Source organism: Cryobacterium sp. TMT1-3, assembly GCF_004402315.1.
Taxonomy (GTDB): Bacteria; Actinomycetota; Actinomycetes; order Actinomycetales; family Microbacteriaceae; genus Cryobacterium; species Cryobacterium luteum.
The window spans coordinates 114786-137069 of record NZ_SOFW01000023.1 but is presented as its reverse complement, the minus strand read 5'-3'; the positions used below and the strand labels follow the sequence as shown (position 1 = coordinate 137069).

Annotated in this window: 18 protein-coding genes; 9 read left to right on the top strand and 9 right to left on the bottom strand. The window is 66.9% G+C overall.

All coding sequences use genetic code 11. The features are described from left to right. The first annotated feature begins 162 nt into the window (after positions 1-162). The 5 genes from E3O25_RS08745 (at position 163) to E3O25_RS08725 (ending at position 6776) form a co-directional block, all read left to right on the top strand. Positions 163-1038 carry an ADP/ATP-dependent (S)-NAD(P)H-hydrate dehydratase gene (locus E3O25_RS08745; RefSeq protein WP_134360949.1) on the top strand — a complete coding sequence of 292 codons (876 nt, stop codon included), beginning with the start codon at positions 163-165 and terminating at the stop codon, positions 1036-1038. Positions 1039-1118: 80 nt separating this feature from the next. Further along, on the top strand, positions 1119-2330 hold the full coding sequence (locus E3O25_RS08740) for a glycosyltransferase 87 family protein (RefSeq protein WP_166806004.1): 1212 nt from the start codon (positions 1119-1121) through the stop codon (positions 2328-2330). Beyond that, complete coding sequence (locus E3O25_RS08735) at positions 2327-5119, top strand: cation-transporting P-type ATPase (RefSeq protein ID WP_241988546.1); 2793 nt, start codon at positions 2327-2329, stop codon at positions 5117-5119. The genes E3O25_RS08740 and E3O25_RS08735 overlap by 4 nt, the downstream gene beginning before the upstream one ends. A gap of 38 nt (positions 5120-5157) precedes the next feature. Then, positions 5158-5460 (top strand): thiamine-binding protein, encoded by a 303-nt coding sequence (locus tag E3O25_RS08730; protein ID WP_092111594.1) that lies wholly within the window; start codon positions 5158-5160, stop codon positions 5458-5460. 38 nt (positions 5461-5498) lie between these two features. Further along, a complete protein-coding gene (locus tag E3O25_RS08725; RefSeq protein ID WP_134360947.1) occupies positions 5499-6776 on the top strand; it encodes an MFS transporter in 1278 nt (425 codons plus the stop codon). Positions 6777-6899: 123 nt separating this feature from the next. On the opposite strand, the gene E3O25_RS08720 is transcribed toward E3O25_RS08725, so the two are convergent. The 6 genes from E3O25_RS08720 to E3O25_RS08695 form a co-directional block, all read right to left on the bottom strand. Further along, entirely contained in the window at positions 6900-7556 is a 657-nt protein-coding gene (locus E3O25_RS08720) for a response regulator transcription factor (protein WP_092111590.1), read from the bottom strand. A gap of 45 nt (positions 7557-7601) precedes the next feature. Beyond that, the gene (locus tag E3O25_RS08715; RefSeq protein WP_092111588.1) at positions 7602-8933 is read right to left on the bottom strand and encodes a hypothetical protein; all 1332 of its coding nucleotides are present in this window, start codon (positions 8931-8933) and stop codon (positions 7602-7604) included. Further along, on the bottom strand, positions 8930-10099 hold the full coding sequence (locus E3O25_RS08710) for a sensor histidine kinase (RefSeq protein ID WP_092111586.1): 1170 nt from the start codon (positions 10097-10099) through the stop codon (positions 8930-8932). The genes E3O25_RS08715 and E3O25_RS08710 overlap by 4 nt, the downstream gene beginning before the upstream one ends. Positions 10100-10169: 70 nt before the next feature. Next, positions 10170-11372, bottom strand: a complete 1203-nt coding sequence (locus E3O25_RS08705; RefSeq protein ID WP_092111584.1) for a homoserine O-acetyltransferase — start codon at positions 11370-11372, stop codon at positions 10170-10172. Positions 11373-11444: 72 nt separating this feature from the next. Continuing rightward, positions 11445-12776, bottom strand: a complete 1332-nt coding sequence (locus tag E3O25_RS08700) for a bifunctional o-acetylhomoserine/o-acetylserine sulfhydrylase (RefSeq protein ID WP_092111583.1) — start codon at positions 12774-12776, stop codon at positions 11445-11447. Positions 12777-12872: 96 nt separating this feature from the next. Beyond that, complete coding sequence (locus tag E3O25_RS08695) at positions 12873-14006, bottom strand: acyltransferase family protein (protein ID WP_092111581.1); 1134 nt, start codon at positions 14004-14006, stop codon at positions 12873-12875. 29 nt (positions 14007-14035) lie between these two features. Between E3O25_RS08695 and E3O25_RS08690 the strand changes: the two genes are divergently transcribed. Next, a complete protein-coding gene (locus E3O25_RS08690) occupies positions 14036-14818 on the top strand; it encodes an SDR family NAD(P)-dependent oxidoreductase (RefSeq protein ID WP_092111579.1) in 783 nt (260 codons plus the stop codon). Positions 14819-15030: 212 nt separating this feature from the next. Here the strand turns inward: E3O25_RS08690 and E3O25_RS08685 are convergent, their stop codons facing one another. The 3 genes from E3O25_RS08685 to E3O25_RS08675 form a co-directional block, all read right to left on the bottom strand. Then, positions 15031-16647 carry a cation acetate symporter gene (locus E3O25_RS08685; protein WP_134360946.1) on the bottom strand — a complete coding sequence of 539 codons (1617 nt, stop codon included), beginning with the start codon at positions 16645-16647 and terminating at the stop codon, positions 15031-15033. After that, on the bottom strand, positions 16644-16991 hold the full coding sequence (locus E3O25_RS08680; protein ID WP_092111575.1) for a DUF485 domain-containing protein: 348 nt from the start codon (positions 16989-16991) through the stop codon (positions 16644-16646). Before E3O25_RS08680 ends, E3O25_RS08685 begins: the two co-directional genes overlap by 4 nt. Before the next feature lie 76 nt (positions 16992-17067). Next, complete coding sequence (locus tag E3O25_RS08675) at positions 17068-18996, bottom strand: AMP-binding protein (protein WP_134360945.1); 1929 nt, start codon at positions 18994-18996, stop codon at positions 17068-17070. A 106-nt stretch (positions 18997-19102) separates the two neighbouring features. Between E3O25_RS08675 and E3O25_RS08670 the strand changes: the two genes are divergently transcribed. Genes E3O25_RS08670 through prpB form a run of 3 tightly spaced genes read left to right on the top strand, consistent with a single transcriptional unit; the run spans position 19103 to position 22277 of the window. Then, entirely contained in the window at positions 19103-19798 is a 696-nt protein-coding gene (locus E3O25_RS08670; protein ID WP_134360944.1) for a GntR family transcriptional regulator, read from the top strand. A 14-nt stretch (positions 19799-19812) separates the two neighbouring features. Continuing rightward, positions 19813-21348, top strand: a complete 1536-nt coding sequence (locus tag E3O25_RS08665; protein WP_092111568.1) for an MmgE/PrpD family protein — start codon at positions 19813-19815, stop codon at positions 21346-21348. Then, the gene (gene prpB / locus E3O25_RS08660) at positions 21348-22277 is read left to right on the top strand and encodes a methylisocitrate lyase (protein WP_092111566.1); all 930 of its coding nucleotides are present in this window, start codon (positions 21348-21350) and stop codon (positions 22275-22277) included. Before E3O25_RS08665 ends, prpB begins: the two co-directional genes overlap by 1 nt. Positions 22278-22284: the final 7 nt, after the last annotated feature.

Here is a 22284-nt window from a genome sequence, read left to right as displayed (position 1 = left end):
CCCGCCGCGACACGTCCGAACGGATGACCGCGCCCGAGACGGGTGGCCGCTACGACCGTTACCGTAGCGCGCGCCGGTACCGGACGCGGTCGCGACCGGGGGGCGCGACCAGGCGTACACGTCGCAGGCGCGCGCCGTTCGGAAACGTCCTATCGTGGAGACATGGTGAAACCGCGCGGCTGGCTCGAATGGGAGGCCGAACAGGCCCGCGACTGGATCTCCCGGCCCCAGGCCGGCGACGACAAGTACTCGCGCGGCGTGCTCGGTGTGCGTACCGGTTCCAAGGACTACCCGGGCGCCGCGGTGCTCGGCGTCGACGCGGCCGTGCGCACCGGCCTCGGCATGGTGCGCTATCTCGGCCCGCGCCGCGCCGCCACCCTCGTGCTGCAGCGCCGCCCCGAGATCGTGATTGGGCCCGGCCGGGTGCAGGCCTGGCTGCTCGGCTCCGGCATCTCTACCACCACGAGAACGGATGCCGTCACCACCGCCCTCCAGCACGCACTCGCCGAGGGCCTGCCCACCGTCATCGACGCCGGCGCCCTTGACCTCGTGTCGCGCGCGATCGGGCCCACCGTGATCACCCCGCACGCCGGTGAGCTCGCGGCGATGCTCGAGGGCGAGGCCAAGCCGGGCTCCGCCTCGCAGATCGCCGCCAACCCGGGGGAGTGGGCCATTCGCGCCGCCCGCTTGTTCGACGTGACGGTGCTGCTCAAGGGCGCCGTCACCCACGTGGCCTCGCCGGCTGGCGCCCGCCTGACCGTCTCCACCGGGCCGGCCTGGTTGGCCACGGCCGGCTCGGGCGACGTGCTCGGCGGCATCCTGGGCGCACTCCTGGCCACCCATTGCGATCAGCTCGAAACGGATGCGGCCTCCCTCGCCCCGCTCGCCGCCACCGCCGCGCTCCTGCACGCTGCGGCCGCGAATCTGGCCTCCGCCGGCGGCCCGATCGCGGCCCTCGACATTGCCGACGCCGTGCCGCGGGCCGTCGCCGCTCTGCTCGACCACGGGGTCGATCCGGGGCCACGCCCAACCCGCTGACCGGTACGAGAACCGGCCGGTTGTGCCAAGGTAAAAGCGTGCAAAGGTAAAGCGTGCACATTCATGAGGAGAGCAGGGCCGTGACCGGGCCTGCGCGGCCGGCACTGCGGCATCCGCTCGCCGGGCTGTGGTCGGCTTTTGCGATCGTGCACCTGCTGCTGATTCTGTTGGCCCTGTTCGGGCCGGGGTATCCGCTCGGCGACGTGGAGGTCGTCTACCGCGGCTGGGCCGAGAGCGCGGCCACCGGCAACATCGTGGGAATCACCGAGAATTTCGTCTACCCGGTGCTCGCCCTCGTACCGATCCTGGCGGCCTTCACCCTGGGCGGCCCGGCCTACCTCGCCACCTGGTTTCTGCTGGTGACCGGGCTGAACGCCGCGGCCTTCCGGGTGCTCGCGTGCTCGCACCGGGCGGCGGCCTGGTGGTGGCTGGCCTTTCTGACGCTGCTCGGCCCGATCGCGGTGTTGCGCATCGACGCGGTCACGGTGCCGCTCGTCATCGTCGCCCTGCTCTGGCTGCGCCGCCGCCCGCTCTGGGGCACCATGCTGCTCACGATCATCGCCTGGATCAAGATCTGGCCGGTCGCCGCGCTCGCCGCCCTGTTCGTGGCGTCGAAACTACGCTGGCGGATGCTCGCAGTCGCCGCCGCGGTCACCGTGACGGTGATCGGGATGGCCGCGCTGCTCAGCCTGAGCCGGGGCAGCGGAATCCACGTGCTGAGTTTCGTCGCCGAGCAGACGGGGCGGGGAATTCAGATCGAGTCACCCGTGGCCGTGCCGTGGCTGTGGCAGGCGGCCCTCGGCGTGCCGGGCAGCGCCATCTACTACGACCAGCAGATTCTCACGTTTCAGGTGGCCGGCGCGGGCGTCACCGCCGTGAGCGCCGCGATGACCCCGCTGCTGGCGCTCGCCGCCGGCGTGGTGCTGCTGCTCGGTCTGCGGGCAGGGCGCCGGGGAACCGACGTGCTGGCAGTACTGCCGCCCCTGGCCCTCGCGCTGACTCTGACCCTGATCGCGTTCAACAAGGTGGGTTCGCCGCAGTTCATCAGCTGGCTGGCCGCACCGATCATTTTCGGACTCGTTCTGAACGGTCGTGCCTGGCGCACCCCCGCGCTGCTCGGCCTTGCGCTCGCCGCGCTCACGCAGGTGATCTACCCGTCCCTGTATGACTGGGTGATCGAGGCACACCCCCTCATGGTGCTCGTGCTGAGCCTGCGCAATCTGCTCGAATTCGTGCTGCTCGGCTGGGCGCTTTGGGCACTGTACCGGCGAGCTCCCGGAGTGTCCTTGTGAGTGCCAGATCCCGCGCGTCGTCAGCCGCCGGTGTCGGTGCTGAGCCCGCTGCCCCGCTCGTGGCGTGGCATACCCTCGCCGCCACGGTCGTCGCGAGCCGGCTGCAGGTTGATCCGACCATCGGTCTGACGGCCGGGACGGCCTTGGCCCGGCAGGGGGAATATGGCCCCAATCTGCTCCCCGAGCCCGCGAAAGTTGCAGCCTGGCGTAAAATTATCGGCCTGCTGGCCGAGAAAATGACGCTCGTGCTGGTGATCGCCGCGGTGGTCAGTGCCGTCGTGTCCCGGGAATGGGAGACACCGGTTGTCATCCTGGCGGTGATCATGCTCAACACGGCCCTGAACTATCTGCAGGAACGCCGCGCCGAAAACAGCCTCCAGGCGCTGCGGATCATGTCGGCGGGCATGGCGGTGGTCCGCCGTGACGGCAGCGAGCAGGAGGTGGCCCGGAGCGCCCTGGTTCCCGGCGACATCGTTCTGCTCGATGCCGGAGATTCCATTCCGGCCGACGGTCGCGTCCTGGAGGAATCGCGGTTGCAGGTGGCCGAGGCCACGCTGACCGGCGAATCCGAACCCGTCGGCAAGTCGACGCATCCGCTCGCCGCGGAGAACCTGCCACTCGGCGACCGCGACAATATGCTCTTCATGAACACCGAAGTCACCCGTGGCCGGGCGACCATGGTCGTCACCGCGATCGGCCTGGGCACGGAGGTCGGTGCCATTGCGGCGTTGATCGGTGAGGTGAAACGCGAACGCACCCCGCTGCAGCGACGGATCGACCAGCTGGCCCGGACGCTGACCCTGGTTGCCCTGATCGTGGTCGCGGTGGTGTTCGCACTGGGTCTGCTGCGCGGGCAGTCGTGGTCCGATCTGCTGATCATCTCGGTGTCGCTGGCCGTCGCGACCATTCCCGAGGGGCTCACGGCGGTCGTCGCCTTCACGCTGGCGATGGGGGCCGCGCGGTTGGCCGGCCGGGGGGCCATTCTCAAGCAGCTCTCGGCGGTGGAGACCCTCGGCAGCGTCACGCACATCGCCACGGACAAGACCGGCACGTTGACGATGAACGAGATGACGGCCCACCGCCTGAACATCCACGGACACGACTTTCAGATCACCGGCACCGGGTACTCAACCGACGGGGAAATTTTGAGCGAGGGCGGGCTGCCCGACCTGACCGAGGCGCTGCTGACGATGGCGCTGTGTAACGATGCCGTCATCGGTGACGGCAAGCTGGTCGGCGATCCGACGGAGGGCGCACTGGTCGTACTGGCCGAAAAGGGCGGTCTGGATGTTGCCGCAGCGCGGCGGGATCACCCGCGCCTGGCGGAGGTCCCGTTCGACGCGGACTACAAGTACATGGCCACCTTCCACCGGCTGACAGATTCCACGGCGGATGCGAGCCAGTCCGCGCCGGTCATCGGCTACCGATGCCTGGCCAAGGGGGCCCCGGTGGCCTTGATGCAGGTGACCGACTCGGTGCTCACCGCGGACGGCATCCGGCCGATCGATGACCTGCATCGCCGCAATATTCATGAGGCCATCCAGGGATTGGCCGGCGAGGGCCTGCGCACCCTCATGCTGGCCGGGCGGCGTTTGCACACGGCTCTCCCCGACGACGAGAAATCGCTGCAGGCGCTGGTCACCGGTTTGACGATCTACGCCATCGTAGGAATCGTCGATCCGGCCCGAACCGAGGCGGCTCAGGCCATCGCGGAGGCGCGCGGAGCGGGAATCCAGGTGCACATGATCACGGGCGACCATCTGGTCACCGCATCGGCCATCGCCAAGGACCTGGGCATTCCCGGCGCCGCCGCATCCGGTCTTGACCTCGACGAGCTGGACGACGGCGAGCTCGGCCGACGTGCTGCCGGGTTCGGTGTGCTCGCCCGGGTCACTCCCGCACACAAGATTCGCATGGTGAAGGCTCTGCAAAGGGAGGGCAATGTCGTGGCGATGACCGGGGACGGTGTCAACGATGCGCCGGCGCTGAAGCAGGCGGACATCGGGATCGCCATGGGTATCACCGGCACAGATGTGGCCAAGGGCGCCGCGAACATGATCCTCACCGACGACAACTTCGCCACCATCGTGGCCGCGGTCAGGGAAGGCCGCGGCATCTACGCCAACATCCTGAAATTCGTCAGGTTCCAGCTCACCACGGCCTGGGGGTTCGTACTGATTTTCCTGGTCGCCGGCGTGACCGGGCTGGCCGGCGGGGCGCCGTTCACCGCCCTGCAGATCCTCTGGGTCAACATCATCATGGACGGCCCGCCCGCCCTCGCCCTCGGCGTGGATCCGGCCGAACCGGGCACGATGCAGCAACAGCCTCGCCCGGCGAATGAACGGCTGCTGACCCGGGCCCGGCTCGTCCGAATCCTCGGACTGGGTCTCGTCATGGCCGCCGGAACCCTGGCCGTACTGACCCTGGCCCCGGTGGTGTTCCCGGACAGCGCCGATGACGCCGCCTTCGCCAGTACCCTGGCCTTCACGACGTTCGTTTTCTATCAGGTGTTCAACCTGCTCAACGTGCGCTCGGACACCCATTCCGTCTTCTCCGCCCAGACCCTGACCAACCGGAGCATCTGGGTTGCCCTGGTCGCGGTCATCGTGCTGCAGGTCGCTGTGGTTCAGCTCGAGGTGCTTCAGGGGCTCTTCGACACCACAGCGCTCACCGCGCCCCAGTGGGGTGTGGCGGTGCTGGTGGGGTCGTCCGCCCTCTGGGTCGAGGAAACCGGTAAGGCCGTCGTGCGGGCGTCCGTGCGCCGCCGGCTCGGCTCGGCCGAGAAATAATCGTCACCTTTCCGATCATCCCACCGAAGGAGTCACCCATGCTCGTAGCATTCTCTGTCGCACCGTCCGTCGCCGCCGACTCGCAGGGATCCGTGCACGACGCGGTCGCCGCTGCCGTGCGTGTCGTTCGGGCCTCCGGCCTGCCCAACCACACCGATTCCATGTTCACCACCATCGAGGGCGACTGGGACGAAGTCTTCGCCGTCATCAAGGCGGCGACCGAGGCGGTGGGCGCGTTCGGGCCGCGCGTGTCCCTGGTGTTGAAGGCGGATATCCGCCCCGGCCACACCGGCGAGCTCACCGGCAAGCTCGAACGCCTGGAGACCGCACTCGACGGTTAGACCTCCCGCGCGAGCAGGCTGGCGATTAGGCTGATTGCATGCCCCTCACACCTGACGGGTCGACGCCGCTGCCGTCGACCCGTATTCGTCTTGCCCTGCTCGCCCTCGCCCTGGGCGGCTTCGGCATCGGCGCGACCGAATTCGTCGCTATGGGTCTGCTGCCGAACCTCGCCGCCGACCTGCTGCCCGGCTTGTACGCGAGCGCACCGGATGCCGCCAACGCGCAGGCCGGCTGGCTCATCTCCGCCTACGCCCTCGGCGTCGTCGTGGGCGCGCCGACCGTCGCAGCGGCCGCCGCCCGCTGGCCGCGCAAACAGTTGCTGCTCGGCCTGCTGACCGCGTTCACCCTCGGCACGATCGCCTCGGCCGCGCTACCCACCTTCGAGACCGTGCTCGCCGCCCGCTTCGTGGCCGGGCTGCCGCACGGCGCCTACTTCGGCATCGCTTCGCTCGTCGCCGCCCACCTGATGGGACCGGGCAAGCGAGCCCGCGGCATCGCCATCGTGCTCTCCGGCCTGACCATTTCCAACGTGATCGGGGTGCCGACGATCACCTGGATCGGCCAGATGAGCGGATGGCGCGTCGCCTACCTCGTCGTCGCCGCCATTTTCGCGCTCACCTTTGTGGCGGTCGCCGTGTTCGTGCCGTTCCAGGCCGGCAACCCGAAGGCCACCATGCGGGCCGAGCTGCGGGCCTTCCGCACACTGCAGGTGTGGATCACCCTGTCGATCGGCGCGATCGGCTTCGGCGGGCTGTTCGCCGTCTACACCTATGTCGCGCCGCTCGTGATCGAAATCACCGGGCTGGCCGCGGCCGCGGTACCGCTCATCCTCGTGGTCATCGGCCTCGGCATGACGGCGGGCAACTTCGCCGGGGGAGCGCTGGCCGACTGGAGCGTGCGCCGCACCATGTACATCGCCTTCGGCGTGCTCATTCTCGCGCTCGTCACCCTCGGCCTGTCGGCGCAGTTCCTGGCCGGGCTGCTGGTGGGCGTGTTCCTGGTCGGTGCGGCGGCATCCGCTCTCTCACCGACCATTCAGGCGCGCCTGATGGACGTCGCCCACGAGAGCCAGTCGCTCGCCGCGGCGCTCAATCATTCCTCGCTCAACGTCGGGAATGCGCTCGGTGCAGCCCTCGGCGGCGTCGCAATCGCTGCCGGGCTCGGCTATCTCGCGCCGGTCTGGATCGGTGTGGGGCTCAGCGTCATCGGCGTGCTGCTGACCCTGCTCACCTTCAGCATCGACCGGCGACGCCGCCACGCCGGCCACCACGTTCCGTACGGCACGCAGCTGATCCCCGTCGTACGCTCCCGTTAGCCCGGGGCGTGCCGTTTCGGCCTGACCAATTGAGACCCGCTCATCCCGGTCGAACGCTCACGTTAACGCACACTGACCGGCCCGCCTGTCGCCGGGTGGGCCGGTCAGGTTTCAGAGGGGGCGTCAGTCCGTCTGCAGCAGGATGCCGTCGTGGATGGCGCGCTTACGCAGCGCGACCTTGGTTCCCACGTCGTACCCGGCGAGGCGGTACTTCTCGCGAATGCGCTTGAGGTAGCTCTTGGCGGTCTCCTCGGAGATGCCAAGCTGGTAGGCGACGGCCTTGACCGGCTCGCCGGCACCGTAGAGCGCCATGACCCGGCGTTCCTGCGCGCTGAGGCGGGGACCTTCGACGTTCTCGGTGGAGTTGAGCGCGTAGTCGAGCTCAGCCGAGATATACGACTTGCCGTTGTACGCGGCGCGAATGGCGTCGACGATCATGCTCGCCTCCTCGCTCTTCACGAGGTAGCCGAGCGCTCCGGCCGCGAGGGCCTCGCGCACGAGGGCCGGCTCGGAATAGGTGCTCATGAGCACCGTCTTGACGCCGGTCGTCTTGAGCGTGGAAATCTTCAGGGACACCGGGATGTTGTCTTTGAGATCGAGGTCGAGCAGCACGACATCCACCGGAAACTCGGGATGCGTGAGCAGCTCGGGCCAGGTGGTCACCGCCGCTACCATCTCGATGTCATCAGCGGCGCTCCGGATCCACTCGGTGAGTGCCCCCAGAAGCATTCTGTGGTCATCAACCAGGGCCAAACGAATGGGACGGTCTGTTGTCGTCATTTTCTGCCTCCTACTGCCTGCACCTTATCGTCAAAATCCCCAATATTAGGCATCCGCGGGATTGTCCACACTGCACTCGATGTCTACCCGCAGACTTCCGGACCGATTTGAGTCCACATGCGGGCCGACGGCACGAATCGCCTGCCAGGTTTCCGGATCGACACGCCGCCGGGCGACCCCCGTTGTGGTCAGTTCGATCGGAAAACGTACCTTGTGGTGCGGACCTGCCCCATGTGTGGGGGCAATCGGTCCAAGTCTCAGCGAAACGGATGCCCCCGACCGCGCCGTATCCCCGATCAGTAGCCAAATCGTGAGCAGCAGCCCGTCGCGTTGCGGCGGTGACAGTAGGCCGGCGAGGCCGGCCGGGTCGCTCAGCGCGACGACCGGGCCGAGGAATTCGCTCTCGGTGATGGCATGGTGCAGCCAGGTTTCGGTGCGGCCCTCGATCAGGTGCAACCGCAACTGGGTGGCCAGTGACGCTGCCGTTGTCGCCGTCGACGGTGCCAGCGGCAGGGCGGTGCGGCCCTGGGCCACATCGTCGAGCAGAGTCTCAGCGTCGAGGTCGAGCCGGGCCAGCTGCTCGGAAGCGAGCATGCCCACCGCGAACCGGGGCTGGGAGACCGTGCTTTGCACCAGCACCAGGTCGAGTTCGCGCTGCACCATGCGCCGAAACGCCTGCACGATGCTCGCCCCGACCAGCGGCGGCGCCACCGCGAGGGCAATGGACAGAATGTCAGGGCCGAGGGTGAGCAGGTCAGTGCGCTTTTCGAACAGGGTCACCACGCTCATAACCACGCCGAGGACGACGGTGGCCATGGTGATGTCCCCGGTCTCCCGCAGTGTCACGATCGAGAGCAGAAAGGCGCCGACGGCGGGGGCCGCGGTGGGAAAGTCGCCGGCCCCGGCCAGCCCCCACGACCCGGCCAGATCCAGGGCCAGCACGACCGAGCAGGCGCCCAGGGCCGCCAGAAACAGCCAGAGCGGCAGGCGGGAGGCCAGCTTGTGCACGGCGAGGTGCACGGTCACGGCGGTGGCCAGCAGAATCACCCAGGCCAGAATGCTGAGCACCGGAAGGTGGCCCGGCTGCGCCTGGATGATCAGTCGCACCATGAGGAACAGCACGATGCAGGCACCGCTGACGCTCATGCCGATGCCCAGATGACGGGCGCCCAAACCGTTCTGGTCCGACCGGAACACGGTGATGCGGCCGTCACCACGCAGAATTGTGCGCGGAAACCGCAGCGGTAGGAGGTCGGCGCGGCTGCGTCGATCAGCGGATGCCGGCGGCCAGCTGCGTTCAACGGGGCCGCCGAGCAGACGCGAACCGACACCCCGCGGGTGGGTGGCGATTGGCGCTGTATCGCTGAACTGGCTCACTTGGGAACCTCCAGGACGACCGTCGTCCCGGCGCCCGGTGAGGAGAACAGGCGGGCGTTGCCGCCCACGTCGCGCAGCCGGGCGATGACCGATTCGGCGACGCCGAGCCGCTCGGAGCCGACCTGGCCGAGATCGAAGCCGACCCCGGTGTCGGTGACCATCGCGCGAACGGTGGTGGCGTCATCCGTTATGGTCACGTCGGCGTGGTCGACGCCGGAGTGGCGGCGCACGTTCTCGAGGCATTCGGAGAGCGCCAGCAAGAAAGAGTCGAGCACGTTGCTGTGCAGCTGCACCTGGCCGCAGCCGTGCCAGTTGACGGTGAGGCCCATGCGTTCGAATCGTTGGCGCACCGCGTCGAGGGTGTCGCCGAGGGTGAGTACCGTGGCCGGCTCGAGGCTGTACGCCCCGGACCGGCGCGGGGTCGGCAGGCCGCCGAGGCGCAGCTGGCGCAGCAGCCGGGCGTCGTCGCCGGCCTGTTTCTGCAGGGCGGTCGGGCTGACCCCGACACCGGAGTGTGCGAGCAGGGTGAGGGTGGCCAGCACGGTGTCGTGCAGCAGGCGGGCGTCCTGGCGGCGCTGGGCTTCGAGCTCGCTCGCGTGTCGTTCGGCCCGGTGGGCGCGGCCGATCGCGGCGATGCGGTGCATGACGCGGGGCACGCTTTGCGCGATCCACCAGGAGGCCAGAGTGAAGGCCAGCCACATGCTCACGGTCAGGGCCAGCAGCACGGTGCGGTCGGGCGCATCGACCGTCACGACGGCCACGCTCGTGACGGTGAGCACGAAGAACAACACGAGCAGCAGCAGCCGGCGCGGGCTGGTCAGCAGCACGGCCGCGACGGCGCACATCGGTGCGGTCGAGACCATGCCGATGACACTTTCCTCGATCAGGTTCGGGGGCACGCCGGGATGGCTGGTGAAGCCGACGACCAGAATGATGGCCAGGCCGCAGAGCACTATCAGGACGGCCCAGCGCAGGGCCCCCGTGCTGCCGAGCAGGTACTGGCCGGCCACCATGACCAGCACGAGCACGACGGCCCACAGACGTGCGTCGGCCTCCAGACCGCCCGGAACCAGCAGGCACGCGAAGGTCGTGGCCGAACCGGTGAGCCCGGCCGCCTGCACCGCTCTTCGCAGGAGGCGGTCGCGCTCCTTGAAAATGCGTTGCATGGGTGCCTGTCCGATTGGAGATGAACGTGTCTAACAGCACCATACCGGGCGCCACCGACACGGGTCCCCCCTAGTGCAATACCCGCCGAATCTGGGCGCCGATCGCTTCGTTCTCGATCAGGAAGCCATCGTGACCATACCCGGATTCGAGCACCACCGCGGTGGGGCCGTCAATATTGTTCGGCAGATGGGCGGCGATGGTGCGCTGGCCGTCGGCCGGAAACAGTCGGTCGCTGTCGATTCCGACCACGACCGAGCGGGCGGTGACCCGCCCGAGAGCGGCCGCGACGCCGCCGCGATCGCGACCGACGTCGTGGGAGTTCATGGCTTCGACGAGCACGATGTAGCTGTTGGCGTCGAACCGTCTGGTGAATTTATTACCGTGAAAGTCGAGGTAGGATTCCACGGCGAAGCGGCCGTTGGCGCCGAGCGGACTGATGCCGCTCTGCCAGCCCCGGTCGAAGCGGGCGTTCAGTTCGGCCGGGCTGCGGTAGTTCAACAGGGCCATGCGGCGGGCCAGGGCCAGACCGCGGGTCGGGCCGTCGCCATCCGCTTCGTCGTAGTAGTCACCGGCGCGAAACGCCGGGTCGGTACGGATGGCCTCGATCTGCACCGAGTTCAGGCCGATCTGGTCAGCGGTGGTGACGGGCGGCGCAGCCAGGATGATGAGGCGGTCAACCCGGTCGGGGGTCTCGATGGCCCATTCGAGGGCGTGCATGCCGCCCATGGACCCGCCGATGACTGCCGCCCAGCGGTCGATACCGAGCCGGTCGCTGAGCACGCGCTGCGCGGTGACCTGGTCTCGAATGGTCAGATAGGGAAAGCGGATGCCCCACTCCAGCGCATCGGGCGCGAGCGAGGCCGGCCCGGTGCTGCCCTGACAGCCGCCGAGCATGTTCGGTGCAACGACGAACCAGCGATCGGTGTCGATGGCGAGGCCGGGACCGACGATGCCGTCCCACCAGCCGCCCGTCTCGTGCCCGGGGCCGGGCGCGCCGACCACGTGACTGTCACCGGTGAGGGCGTGCAGCACGAGCACGGCGTTGTCGCCGGCCGGGCTCAGGGTTCCCCAGGTCTCATAGGCGAGGCGGGCTGCCGGCAGGCGACCGCCGGCCTCGAAGGTGAGCGGGCCTAGATTCAGGAACTGTCGGTGGCCGACCGGGTCGCCGTCGCGCCAGGCGCCGGTCGCCGGGGGTTTGCCGAGGACCGAGCGCGCCTGGGCTTCGGTGATGAAGCTCGACGGGACCGTGTCCGCTGATGATTGCCATTCCATACCCGTCCATTCTGTCGGTGGAATGACCGGCCCGGGCGCATGTTACGTTGTGCGCCCGGGCGATGACCGACCTCAGGCGTCGGCGCGGTCGCGCTTGACGATGGCGCGGGCGGCGGCCAGGCCGGCCTCGAGGTCGGCTTTCAGGTCGGTGACGTTCTCGATGCCCACCGAGAGGCGTACCAGGCCGGGCGTCACGCCGGCGGTCAGCTGCTGCTCGGGGGTGAGCTGGGCGTGTGTGGTCGAGGCCGGGTGAATCACCAGGGAGCGCACGTCGCCGATGTTGGCGAGGTGGCTGAACAGGCTCAGGTTGTCGACGAGGGCGCGGCCGGCCGCGACGCCGCCCTTGAGCTCGAACGAGAGCACCGCGCCGACGCCGAGCGGGGCGTACTTGTTGGCGGTGGCGTACCAGGGGCTCGACGGGAGGCCGGCGTAGTTCACCGAGGCAATGTCGTCGTGGTTGTCGAGCCACTCTGCGATGTCCTGGGCGTTCTGCACATGCCGTTCGATGCGCAGGCTGAGCGTTTCGATGCCCTGGATGAGCTGCCAGGCGCTCGCCGGGGCGATGGCACTGCCGAGGTCGCGCAGCAGCTGCACGCGCGCTTTGATGACGTAGGCGATGCCGTCGCCGACCGCGGTGGTGTAGCTCGCGCCATGGTACGACGGGTCGGGTTCGGTCAGACCGGGAAACTTCTCGACGTTCTTGGACCACTCGAATTTGCCGCCGTCCACGAGAACGCCGCCGATGATGGTGCCGTGGCCGCCGAGAAATTTGGTGGCCGAGTGCACGATGATATCGGCGCCGTGCTCGAACGGGCGAATGAGGTACGGCGTCGCAATCGTGTTGTCTACGATCAACGGAATACCGTTCGCGTGGGCGACATCCGCTACCAGGCTGATATCGAGCACGTTGATGCGCGGGTTGCCGATGGTCTCGGCGAAGAACAGTTTGGTGTTGGGGCGCACCGCGCGCTCCCACTCGGCGACGTCATCCTGGTCTTCCACAAAGGTGACCTCGATGCCGAGCTTGGCCAGGGTGTACTTGAACAGGTTGTAGGTGCCGCCGTAGATCGAGCTCGACGACACGATGTGGTCGCCGGCCTGGGCGATGTTCAACACCGCAAAAGTGGATGCCGACTGGCCGCTGGACAGCAGCAGCGCCGCCGTGCCGCCCTCGAGCGCTGCGACCCGCTCCTCGACGACCGCCTGGGTGGGATTCTGGATGCGGGTGTAGATGTTGCCGAATTCGGCCAGCGCGAACAGGTTCTGGGCGTGTTCGGCGCTGTTGAACACGTACGACGTGGTCTGGTAGATCGGGGTGGCCCGGGCGTTGGTGACCGGGTCGGGACGAGCGCCGGAGTGAACCTGCTTGGTTTCAAACTTCCACGATGAAGAATTGTCGGTCACGATAGCCTCCGGCTCATACAGCGCGGACTCTCCAACGCTCTGGCCCCGATCATAAAGAGGCCCGAATGGCCGTGCAACAACGGGCGAAACACAGCGTCATTTTCTCGCTGGCGGCAATGTGCGATTCTCGTGCGGCAGCACGATCGTTCCCGTCGGTGTGGCAGCATCGGGCCGGAACAGCCACCGGGCCCGCGGCTCGACGAGCGGCCGGAACACCCGTCGAACGACGGGCATCGACAGCACGATCGAGATGGCCACGCTCAGCACGATCATGCCGGGCAGCACCCATGCCGGCTGCGGCCCGTCGAGTACTCCCGACTCCCGCAGCGGGTACAGCACGAAGGTATGCAGCAGGTAGATGTACATCGTCGCCGCTCCCAGGTGGGTGAACCAGGTCGAACGCCGGGGAATCAGCATCAAAAAGGCCACGATCAGCGTGAAAGCGAGCAGCATCACCGCCAAACGGATGCCGCCGGCCCAGAACTCTGAATAGTCGAAGACCCCGTAGGCCTCGTCGTAGAGCAGGAACCGGCGCACCTGCAGGTCGCGCAGCGTCTGGATGTTCAGCGCGATGATCAGGTAGAGCGCGGCGAACAGCCCGAGCGCTCCGGTCCGCCAGCGCCAGATGAGGCCGGCGCGCAGTTCCAGCCAGGTGTCGGTCAGCAGCCACTGGCGCAGTTTCCAGCCGAACACGAAGAACGGCAGCAGGCCGAGGGTACGAGAAAGGGTGAAGGTTCCGTCGATGTTGGGCAGGTACCCGGCGCCGATGGAGATCACGATGCTGATCAGCAGGGGGTAGCGCAGCAGAACGAGATAGGGCAGCGCGATGCGCCAAACGAGCAGGGCGAGCAGAAACCACAGGGTCCAGCTCGCGGTGGAGTAGTCAAGCAGGAGCTTGCCGCCGAGAATCCAGCGCAGGCCGGTCCAGATCGTCTCGAAGATGACGTACGGAATGATGATGTCGCTGAGCAGCCGGTGCATCTGCCGCGCGTCGGGCGGCCCGCTCTTGGCAAAATAGCCGCTCACCGCCACGAAAACCGGTACGTGAAACGCGTAGATGAACAGGTACAGCGTGTACGCGACATCCGCTTCGCCGATGAGTTTGAGAATCGCGTGGCCGACCACCATGAGGGTGATCGCGATCCAGCGTGCGTTGTCCCAGAGGGGTACGCGGCGCTTGACTGGTTGGCTGGTGGTGTTTCCCACTGAGTTCGTCGGTGCGGTGCTCATTCAATCCATTCTCCCGCCACAATGGAGAAATGAGTACTCGACGAGTCGTTGTAACCGGAGCAAGTTCAGGAATTGGAGCGGCGACCGTTCGTCTGTTCCGGCTTCGAGGCTGGGATGTGGTGGGAGTCGCCCGGCGTGCCGATCGCCTGGCCGCACTGCGGGCGGAAACGGGAGCGGATGTCTTCACCGCCGACCTCACCGTGCAAGCGGATGTGGACGCGCTGCGCGACTATTTGGCCGAGACCGGCCCGGTGCACGCCCTCGTCAACAACGCCGGCGGCGCCAAGGGACTCGATTCGGTCGAGGCCGGCAGCATCGAAGACTGGGCCTGGATGTTCGAGATCAACGTGCTCGCCGTCAAACGGGTCACCACGGCCCTGCTGCCGCTGCTGCGCGCCGGCATCCGCTCGGGGGCAGGGTCGGCCGATATCGTCACCGTCACGTCGATCGCCGGGCACGTCGCTTACCTCGGCGGCGGCGGGTACAACGCGGCCAAGTTCGCCGCGCACGCGATGACCGAGGTGCTGCGCCTCGAGCTTTCAGGGGAGCCGATCCGGGTGATCGAGATCGCGCCGGGCATGGTCAAAACGGATGAGTTCGGCCTGGTTCGCTTCAACGGTGACGCCGACAAGGCATTCGCGGCCTACGACAACGTGCCAGATCCGCTGTCGGCGGAGGACGTGGCCGAGACGATCGTGTCGAGCGTTGAGCGCCCGGCGCACGTGAACCTCGACCTGATCGTGATCAAGCCGGTCGCCCAGGCCGCGCCGACCCGCATCGCCCGCGGCGAGCTGACGGTGCGCGAGCCCTAATCGCGGCCCGCGTCTGGGACGGGTCATCCGCTCCTCGCTCAAACATTGAGGCGTTCCAGCGGCCTTGCGCGAAAAGCGTGCGCAAGACCCCTGAAACACCTCAAAACTCGCAACCCCGCGAACAACCCGCCCCCGTCGCTCCTCGTGTTGGCATACAGAACGGGCCGGACAGGATGTAATTCCTGGCCGGCCCGTTCGTGGGACTGCGAGGGTTAGTGCTCGACGGCCTTTTCGGCGCCGTGGCCGGTGAGCGAGCGCACGGCCATTTCGGCGGCGAGCTTCGGGCTCTCCTTCACGGTGCTGGTGACCGATCCGAGCCAGCCCAGGAAGAAGCCGAGCGGGATGGAGACGATACCGGGGTTGCTCAGCGGGAAGAACGCGAAGTCGACACCGGCACCGAACATCGACGTGTCGGTGCCCGAGAACACCGGCGAGAAGATGATCAGGAGAACAGCCGAGGACAGGCCGCCGTACATGCTCCAGACCGCGCCGCGGGTCGTGAACCGACGCCAGAACAGGGAATAGAGAATGGTCGGCAGGTTGGCGCTCGCCGCGACGGCGAACGCCAGTGCTACCAGGAAGGCGATGTTCTGACCCTGTACACCGATACCACCGGCGATGGCCAGGATTCCGATGACGACGACGGTGCGACGTGCAACCTTGACCTCGTCGTCCGGATTTCCCTTGCCCTTTTTGATTACGGAGCCATAGATGTCATGCGCGAAGCTCGTGGCCGCCGTGATGGTGATTCCGGCTACCACTGCCAGGATCGTCGCGAAGGCGATGGCGGAGATGAAGCCGAGCAGCAGTGGACCACCGAGGGCGAGCGCGAGCAGCGGAGCCGCCGAGTTCACGCCGCCGGGAGCGGCCTCAATGGTGTCCGCACCGACGAGCGAGGCAGCACCGAAGCCGAGCACGAGGGTGAAGATGTAGAACGCGCCGATCAGCCAGATAGCCCAGACCACCGAGCGACGAGCTTCCTTGGCGGTGGGAACCGTGTAGAAACGCATGAGCACGTGCGGCAGCCCGGCGGTGCCGAGCACCAGAGCCAGGGCGAGCGAGATGAAGTCGAGCGGGTTGGCGCCGTACTTCAGTCCCGGAGCGAGGATGTCGGCGCCGGAGGCGGAGATCGCGACGGCGCTGTCGAGCAGGTTCGACAAGCTGAAGCCGTTGATCGCGAGGACCCAGATGGTCATCGCGAACGCGCCGATGATCAGCAGGAAGGCCTTGACGATCTGCACCCAGGTGGTGCCCTTCATCCCGCCGACGAGTACATAGACGATCATCAGGCCGCCGACGACGGTGACCACGATGGACTGGCCGAGCTTGTCGTTGATGCCGAGGAGCAGCGAGACGAGTCCGCCGGCGCCGGCCATCTGGGCGAGCAGGTAGAAGAAGCAGACGGCCAGTGTGGTCGTGGCTGCTGCCATGCGCACCGGGCCCTGTTTCAGCCGGAAGGAGAGCACATCGGCCATGGTGAACTTGGCCGTGTTGCGCATGAGCTCGGCAACCAGCAGCAGGGCGACGAGCCAGGCCACGAGGAAGCCGATGGAATACATGAAGCCGTCATAGCCGGTGACGGCGATCGCGCCGACAATGCCAAGGAACGACGCTGCCGAAAGATAGTCGCCCGCGATGGCGAACCCGTTCTGCGGCCCGGTGAAGGAGCGGCCACCGGCGTAATAATCCGCCGCAGTCTTGTTGTTGCGGCCCGAGCGAATGACGATGATCAGCGTCACCGCCACGAAGGCGAGAAAGATCGAGATGTTCAGAACGGGGTTGTTCTCAACCGGTTTGACCGTCGAGGCCAGAATCTGCAAAGCGTTCATCGCTGTTCCAGCCCTTCAAGTTCGCCGCGAAGTTCTGCGGTCAGGGGATCGATCTTGCGGTTGGCGAAGGTCACGTAGCTCATCGTGATGGCGAAGGTCGTGACGAACTGCGCGAGGCCGAGGAGCAGACCGATGTTGATGCTGCCGAACACCGGCGTTGCCATGAAATCACGCGCGTAGGCTGCCGCGAGCACGTAGGCGATGTACCAGACCAGGAAGAAGATCGACAGCGGCACCACGAAACGGTTGCGGGTCTTCTTCATGTGCAAAAACTGCGGCGTCTTCTCATACGCCTCGTAGTCGATCGTGGACTTCGGTGGGGCGTCTTTCACTGCTTCACTCATGGGGCCTCCTTGCCTCAGGGACGAAAAATGTGGGTGTCGAAAAATTGTGGGTGCGCGGTGGGGTGCTCGTGACGGCCTAAGAAACGGATGCTGACAGCGCACGTTTCAGATCGTCGAGAACGGTGGGATCTTCGATGGTGGGAGGGACGGAATATTCTTCACCGTCGACGATTTGTCGAATGGTTTTGCGAAGAATCTTGCCCGACCGCGTTTTGGGCAGTCGGTCGAGTATGGTGACGTCGCGAAACGCTGCGACCGGGCCGACATGCTCCCGGACGAGGGCGACGAGCTCTGCGGCGAGAACGCCATGGTCGATGGTACTGCCGGCCTTGAGCGTGACGAAACCAGCGGCACGCTGACCCTTGAGCTGGTCGTGCACGCCGAGAACCGCGCATTCGGCGACGGCCGGATGCAGCGTGAGAACCTCCTCGAGCGAGCCGGTCGACAATCGGTGCCCGGCCACGTTGATGACGTCGTCGGTGCGGCCCATCACGAACAGGTAGCCGTCGGCATCGAAATGCCCGGAGTCTCCGGTGGCGTAGTAGCCGGGGAACGCGGTGAGGTACGAACTCGCGAAACGTTCCGCGCTGCCCCAGACGCCGAGCAGGGTTCCGGGCGGCAATGGCAGCCGAATGGCGATGTTGCCGTCCTTGCCGACCTTGTCGATCGGCTTGCCCTTGGAATCCAGAATGGCGATGTCGTAGCCGGGTACCGGCACCGTGGCCGAGCCCGGCTTGGTCGGCAGCTCTTCGATGCCGAGCAGGTTGGCGCAGATCGCCCAGCCGGTCTCGGTCTGCCACCAGTGGTCGACCACCGGGCAGTGCAGCCCATTGTTGGCCCAGTGGAAGGTTTCGGGGTCGAGACGTTCACCGGCCAGGAACAGGCTGGTCAGGCTCGACACGTCGTGATTTTTCAGTTCGAGCAGGTCAGGATCGACGCGGCGGATTGCGCGGATGGCCGTCGGTGCGGTGAACAGCACCTTGACCTTGTAGTCGTCGACGACGCGCCAGAATGCGCCGGCATTCGGGGTTCCGATCGGTTTGCCCTCGTAGATAACCGTGGTCGCCCCGGCCAACAACGGTGCGTAGACGATATAGGAATGCCCGACCACCCAGCCGACGTCGGAGGCGGCCCAGAAAACGTCGCCCGGCCCGACGTTGTAGACGTTGCGCATCGACCAGTTCAGGGCGACGGCGTGGCCGCCATTGTCCCGGATGATGCCCTTGGGCTTACCGGTTGTGCCGGAGGTGTAGAGAATGTACAGCGGATCGTCGGAGCGGAGGGCAATCGGGTCGGCCGGTGCCGCCTTCGCTTCTTCGTCGGCCCAGTCCAGCCAGTGCACCGTCGTTCCGGAACGGTCCTGGTAGTCCGCCGCCGAACCGGGAATGCTCTCCCGGCTTCGCGCGATGACGGTGTGCACCGAACCCTGACTGAGCGCCAGTGCCTTCTCGACCAGCGGCAGATATTCCACCACGCGGCCCGGTTCCAGCCCGCCGGATGCCGTGACGATGACACTCGGCCGTGCGTCATCGATGCGCACGGCCAGTTCCGTGGCCGCGAAACCACCGAACACTACCGAGTGCACCGCGCCGATGCGTGCGCAGGCGAGCATGGCGATGACAGCTTCGGGAATCATCGGCAGGTAGATGATGACCCGGTCGCCGGTACCGACACCGTTGGCGCGCAGAGCGCCGGCGAACTTGGCGACTCGGCCGAGCAGATCGAGGTAGCTCAAACGAATCCGGGTGCCGGTCATGGCCGAGTCGTAGATCAGGGCCGTGTGGGAGCCGCGCCCGGCCAGGACGTGACGGTCGAGGGCGTTATAGCTCGTGTTGAGCGTCCCCCCGGGGAACCAGCTTCCGGTCACCGGCCCGTCGGCGTCGAGGGCTTTCGATGGCGGCGTGATCCAGTCGATGCCCGCGGCGGCGTCCAACCAGAAGTCGTCCGGCGACGAAATGCTGCGTCGCCAAGCCTCCTGATAGGCCCCACCTGATGCGCCATTCATAGTTACCTTCTCCATTGAAGAGCCTCTGTATACAAAGAGTGGTTGAAGTATTGCATATAACCCGACAATGTGGAATAGGATCGCTCTTGTGTATACAGAAACCGCAATGTTGGGGTTGGACGTACCGCTTCGCGCCAGTGAGCGGGCGTACCGCCAGCTGCGCGGGGAGATTCTCAACGGACTCCTCGCCCCGGGCGCTGCCCTGCTCGAAGTAGAACAGGCTGAACGCATCGGCGTCTCCCGCACCCCGCTGCGGGAAGCGGTGGCCCGACTGATTGCCGACGGCCTCGTGGTCGGCCGTCGTGGACGGGGCTTCGAAGTGACCGACATCTCCGTCGACAGTATCTCCGAGCTGTATGAGTTGCGTCAGGCGCTCGAGGTGCAGGCCATCCGCCTGGCCGCGACTCGACGTGATCCCGCGCCGTTCGTGGATCTGCGCGGCGCGTTCCTCACCGCGCCGGAGCTTCTGGAGCAGGGCGACATCGGCGTGCACCGCTACTACGCGCTGATCGACGAACTGGAAGACGCCGTCGATGCTGCCGTTGAAAACCCCTTTCTCGTCGGCGCCCTGCGCGCCGTTCGCACCCACTTGGCCCGTATCCGCCGGCTTGCTCGTAGAAATCCGCTGCGACTGCGTGCTGCAGCGGCGGAGCATCTGCTGATTATCGACGCCATCATTGCCGGCGACCCGTCGCTGGCAGCCCACGCCACCCATATTCATCTTCACCAAAGCCTCCTGAGCGTCCTCGCGGCGATCGATGAGGACTCGGCCAGTAGTCGATCTGCGACTGCGGCCGACTAACGAAGGGATCCACAGTGCAGCTTCACCACGTTCGAGTTCACAAGAGCGACGAGAATCTGGCCCGCGAGGACCAGCTGGCCTGGAAGATCGCCGAGGTCGCCGCGGACCCAGCCCTAGTCTCCGAGGACGTGACCGAGATGGTCATCAACCGCGTGATCGACAATGCCTCTGTGGCTGCGGCGAGCCTGACCCGTCGCCCGGTGATTGCCGCCCGCTCGCAGGCGCTCGCCCACCCGCGTTCCAACGGTGGCGACGGCTCGACCGTGTTCGGCCTCGCGCCGGCCCGCCGGGTGTCCCCGGAGTGGGCCGCCTGGGCCAACGGTGTTGCCGTGCGTGAACTGGACTACCACGACACCTTTCTGGCCGCCGAGTACTCGCACCCCGGCGACAACATTCCGCCGATCGTCGCCGTCGCCCAGCACCTCGCCACGTCGCGCGGGCTGACCGGCAGCGCCCTGATTCGCGGTATCGCCACCGGCTATGAAATTCAGATCGACCTCGTGAAATCGATCAGCCTGCACGCGCACAAGATCGACCACGTCGCCCACCTCGGCCCGTCGGTCGCCGCCGGCATCGGAACCCTGCTCGGCCTCGACAAGGAGACCATCTTTCAGGCCGTCGGCCAGGCGCTACACACCACGACCGCCACCCGCCAGTCGCGCAAGGGCGAGATCTCCAGTTGGAAGGCCCACGCCCCGGCGTTCGCCGGCAAGATGGCCGTTGAAGCCGTCGACCGGGCGCTGCGCGGCGAGACCAGCCCGACCCCCATCTATGAGGGCGAAGACGGCGTCATTGCCTGGCTGCTCGACGGCCCGGACGGCTCGTACGACGTGTCGCTGCCGGCGGCCGGCAGCGCCAAGCGCGCCATCCTCGACAGCTACACCAAGGAGCATTCGGCCGAATACCAGGCGCAGGCCTGGATCGACCTGGCCCGCAAGCTGCACAACGAGCACCCCGAACTGCTGGTGGCCGGTGCCATTAAGAGCGTACGTCTCCACACCAGCCACCATACGCACTACGTGATCGGTTCCGGCGCCAACGACCCGCAGAAGTACGACCCCACCGCGAGCCGCGAAACCCTCGACCACTCCATTCCCTATATCTTCACGGTGGCCTTGCAGGACGGCAGCTGGAACCACGTCGACTCCTACAGCCCGGAGCGTGCCGGCCGCCCCGACACGATCGCCCTGTGGAACACCGTCACCACGACCGAAGACCAGGAGTGGACGCGTCGGTACCACTCCCTCGACCCGGCCGAGAAGGCCTTCGGCGGTCGCGTCGAAATCGAGCTGGCCGATGGAACCCGCCTGGTCGACGAGATCGCCGTGGCCGATGCGCATCCGCTGGGCGCTCGACCCTTCGCCCGCGCCGAGTACATCACCAAGTTCCGCACCCTCGCCGCGCCGGTGATGGAGGAATCCGAGATCGAACGCTTCCTCGCCCTCGCGCAGCGCCTGCCCGAGCTCACTGCCGCCGACCTCGGCGGCCTGACCATCGTGGCCAAGCCGGGACTGCTCGAGTCGATCGCCACCCCGAACGGTATCTTCTAATGCTGTACGCCAAGGCCAGCGCCGCCGACAAGCGCGTCGCCCTGCGCGCCGGCCTGTCGAGCGGCCGGATACTGCGCTACCCCGGCGCGTTCAACCCGCTCTCGGCCAAGCTGATCCAGCAGAAGGGGTTCGAGGGGGTCTACATTTCGGGCGCAGTGCTCTCGGCCGACCTCGGCCTGCCCGACATCGGCCTGACCACCCTGACCGAGGTGGCCGGCCGGTCGCAGCAGATCGCCCGCATGACCGACCTGCCGGCGATCGTCGACGCCGACACCGGTTTCGGCGAGCCGATGAACGTGGCGCGCACCATCCAGACCCTCGAGGATGCCGGCCTCGCCGGCATGCACATCGAAGACCAGATCAACCCGAAACGCTGCGGTCACCTCGATGGCAAGCAGGTCGTGGATACCGACACCGCGATCAAACGCATCCGTGCGGCGGTCGACGCGCGGCGGGACCCGAACTTTCTCGTGATGGCGCGCACGGACATCCGTGCCGTCGACGGGCTGGATGCGGCGGTCACGCGCGCCAAGGCGCTGCAGGATGCCGGCGCCGACGCGATCTTCCCCGAGGCGATGGGCAGCCTGGCCGAGTTCGAGACCATTCGGGCGGCCGTGTCGGTGCCGATTCTGGCGAACATGACCGAATTCGGCAAGGGCGAGCTGTACACCGTGCAGCAGCTCGAAGACGTCGGCATGAACCTGGTGATCTTTCCGGTGTCGCTCCTGCGCCTCGCGATGGGTTCCGCCGCCCGCGGACTCGACGCGATCGAGAGCCACGGCTCACTCACCACGATGCTGCCGGAAATGCAGCACCGGGCCGACCTGTACAAGTTGCTCGACTACTCCTCGTACAGCCAGTTCGATTCGGGTATCTTCGATTTCACGCTGAACCCGCACATTTCGACGCCCAGTTCGACGCAGGTCTAAAGGAGCA